2 protein-coding genes and 2 pseudogenes are annotated in these 3400 nt (G+C 38.0%); 2 read left to right on the forward strand and 2 right to left on the reverse strand.

Features of this window, described 5'->3' with window-relative positions; genetic code table 11:
• A pseudogene (locus L1967_RS22025) lies at positions 1–112 on the forward strand (IS5 family transposase); the annotation flags it as partial.
• 265 nt (positions 113–377) lie between these two features.
• Here the strand turns inward: L1967_RS22025 and L1967_RS22525 are convergent.
• Positions 378–455: pseudogene (locus L1967_RS22525) on the reverse strand (Atu4866 domain-containing protein); the annotation flags it as partial.
• A 351-nt stretch (positions 456–806) separates the two neighbouring features.
• On the opposite strand from L1967_RS22525, the gene L1967_RS22030 reads away from it, so the two are divergent.
• Positions 807–2363, forward strand: coding sequence for an IS1182 family transposase (locus L1967_RS22030; protein ID WP_249603647.1), 1557 nt, complete (start codon positions 807–809; stop codon positions 2361–2363).
• A 104-nt stretch (positions 2364–2467) separates the two neighbouring features.
• Here the strand turns inward: L1967_RS22030 and L1967_RS22035 are convergent, their stop codons facing one another.
• Positions 2468–3247: a tetratricopeptide repeat protein gene (locus L1967_RS22035; RefSeq protein ID WP_249603648.1), complete on the reverse strand. Its 780-nt coding sequence runs from the start codon at positions 3245–3247 to the stop codon at positions 2468–2470.
• Between the last annotated feature and the right edge of the window lie 153 nt (positions 3248–3400).

Here is a 3400-nt window from a genome sequence, read left to right on the forward strand (position 1 = left end):
GTTACTAAACAGGTTTGATACTACCGTGGCAAGCTGGAAAGGGTTTAACTATCTTGCTTTTATTGTATTAGCCTTGAAAAAGTTCAAACCCTTCAAAAAGGAAAAAGTTTAAACGAGTTCGGCATTAATTCTTCAATTATACTTAGACTTTCAGATTTCACTAAATACCATCCACTACAATTATCCCCCCAATGATAATGTTCACTATTTTCTTTAGATTTTTGATTCAGCATTTTGTAAACAAAAAATTATGACTATTGTGCCTGTTGCGTAACTCGTAAAATCCACTTGTCTTTTTCTAAATCTGATTTTTGCAACGTTTACCGGTATGACCACCTGTATTTTTTTTCAGAATGCAATTCCGTATTTTTTTAAAGTCATTTTAAATTTTTGAATTCTCCATCAGCGGTAAATCCGGTATCATCTTTATAGTCAATATGATTCCCTGTTACAAGATAGTTTCCCTGTTACTAAATCTCTTAGGTAAAGATAAGTTCCATCTTCTATGTTTAAAGTTTTACCAGTCAGAGAAAATTGATGGTTTTGAGCATTTAAATTTAAACTGCACAAACAGATTATTAGTAGTAGAAATCTCATCATAAAATTTATAGTTTTTTAGTTCGATTTTTTTCGAGCCTTGTTTACAACGGTAAGCGTATGATTTCGTAAGGGATTTCGGGCTTCAAACCTGTCAAGTTACACCCAACTTTGGTACGGGTGATGCAGCTCGAAAAACACTGAAACCCTTATGAATTATACACATTGTGCCTGTTGCACAAGTTAGTAAAAAAGTTTAATTTCATGGGATGCAAGGCAAAAAGAAATATCAGGAAAAACTCTTCACTTCCTTCCGTTTGAGTGACCGAGTCCCCCAGAAAAATTTTTATAGGCGTTTAAAAGCTGCGCTCAATCTGGATTTTCTCTATGAAGTCACGCACGGCTTTTACGGTAGCAGCGGTCAAAAGAGTATAGATCCGGTAGTGTTCTTTAAACTTTGTCTGGTGGGCTATCTGGAGAATATCATCAGCGACCGCAAGCTTATGGAGCATTGCAGTATGCGACTGGATATCCTGTATTTTATAGGCTATGATATAGATGAAGGGCTACCTTGGCATTCAACCATCAGTCGAACACGACAGTTGTTTCCTGAAGAAGTCTTTGAGTCGGTATTTACCAAAGTATTCAGCCTTTGTGTAGAAGCGGGGATGGTGAGTGGCCATACACAGGCTATTGATAGTGCACCGGTAAAGGCCAACGCTTCGATGGACACTCTGGAACTAAAAGTACCTGAAGAGCAGCTAGAATCTCATTTGCGCAGAGTTCGTCATATTAGTGCGATGGATAAAGATCAGCCATTTCGTAAGAGTAAAGTCGATAAATCAGACAAAGGGCAACGCAGCATAACGGCCAATGAACAGGAACTCCAGGCGATCTCTAGCCGCAACAAGCGTTGGAGCAAAGATCAGGATCAGCGTCCGGGATCAGGAAATAAAGGCAGTAAGTATACCAGTAATAAAACACACTACAGTCCAACCGACCCTGATGCCCGTATCAGTGTCAAGCCCGGCAAGGCCAGGAAACTGAATTATCTCTGCAATATGGCAGTGGATACCGGTTTTCATGTGATCACTGATATCCATGGATATCATGCCGATAAGAAAGACAATCAATATTTACAAGATACCACTATGCGTTTAAACCGCCGCTTACGCCGGGAAGGCTTGATCTGGGAACATCTATTGGCCGATGCAGGCTATAGCAGTGGAGAAAATTATCATTACCTGGAAGGTAAAGGGATCAAAAGTTATATTCCTGCCCATGGCACTTACAAAGGTGGTCCCGAAGGCTTCAGTTATGTAAAGGAAGGCAACTACTGGTTATGCCCCCAAGGCAAGAAAGTAACCTTCCGGAAACAGAAGCTGGAGAAAGGTACGCTTAAAGATAACTATTTTACCAAACGCAGTGATTGTAAAGGCTGCCCGATCAAAGCGGCTTGTATTGGCAAGAGCCATGAGAAGCGGATCAACATTACCGCCTACAGGGAAGAATATGAACACAACAACCAACGGGTGAACAGCAGGCTTGGCCGCTTTATGAAAGGCAAGCGACAGAGCACTGTGGAACCGGTCTTTGGTATTTTAAAAGAACATCTTGGGCTTCGAAAGATCTACACCATTGGGATCAAACAGGCCAATAAGTGCATGCACTTGGCTGCCATTGCCTATAACCTGAAGAAGTACCTAAAATATACCGGTAAAAAGGTGAAAACAGGGGCAGCACAGCTTGCCCGGTCTATTCATTATCAAAACCTTGAAGGAGCACTTAAAAGTAGCCTTTTAAGCACTCCAATTTTTGGAGTATAGTCTACCAACTTTAAACAATAAAACCGCTTAAGGCGGCTTATTTAAATCAGGATTTTTTGAAATTATTGGCTTGTGCAACGGTTACCATTGTTGTAAAACGTTTTTTATAATTCAGCTTTGTATAGGTTTTCCATATTTTTCAATGGTCTTCCTAATAATTTTTCTGCTTTTTTTTGTCCGTTTGCTTTTTGGTCAGAAGTCAGTTTAGTTTCTAATTCTTGTATTTCTTTTACAATCTGTTGTTGTTTAATGTAAGAGAAATCTTTTTTAAATTCATTGAATATTAAAAACCATTGGTAACTTTTAAACAAGTCTTTCTCTAATTCTCCACCATCTCTGTACATTTGAGCAAGCTGTAATCTGACTGAAGTTATGTAACCGCTTTTTGTCAAATTCTCTGGATTTTCAAGTTTGCCAAGCCGAGTTGCCCATTCCAACATTTTGTCCATATTCTTTTCAACTCCCATTCCTGAATAGTAGCAGTTGATAATATTCCACATACAAGTTCCATCTCCGTTTTTGGCACACTTTAGTCCAAATTCAAATGCTTTTTTATAGTCTTGTTCAACTCCGTCTCCATTTCCATAAGCCATCATCATTTGATAAAGTCCATCGTTAAATCCTTGTTCAGCAGATTTGGCAAACCATTCAATTCCTTTTTCAGTATTTTGCTCAACTCCAGCTCCTGCACGATAACAGTAACCTAAATTATATTGCGCTTCAGCATTTCCTAATTCAGCTGATTTTTTTAAAATCGGGATTGCCTCTTCAAATTTCTGCTGCTCAATTAATTTCTTTGATTGTTCATTTAATTCGTCCGCAGTTTGTTCTAAAACATTAATGCTTATAAAAGTCAGAATTAGAAATGTGATTTGTTTAGTCATTCGTTTTTTCAAAATGTTTTACAACGGCAGTCTGTCTCAAAACTACCTGCTTTGGTTTTAAAAATAGTTGAAATTAGGATTGAAAACAAAATTTATACTATAATCAGTATTTTTTGTTGGACATTCGGTAAAAGCTTTATTCATTCTTATAGA

Origin of the sequence: Zunongwangia pacifica, from assembly GCF_023499215.1 — a bacterium.
Taxonomy (GTDB): domain Bacteria; phylum Bacteroidota; class Bacteroidia; order Flavobacteriales; family Flavobacteriaceae; genus Zunongwangia; species Zunongwangia pacifica.

What these genes read in the sequence shown, in the direction of transcription:
- L1967_RS22035 (WP_249603648.1), bottom strand. Translation starts at nt 3,247, where the DNA reads ATGACTAAACAAATCACATTTCTAATTCTGACTTTTATAAGCATTAAT.
- L1967_RS22030 (WP_249603647.1), top strand. Translation starts at nt 807, where the DNA reads ATGCAAGGCAAAAAGAAATATCAGGAAAAACTCTTCACTTCCTTCCGT.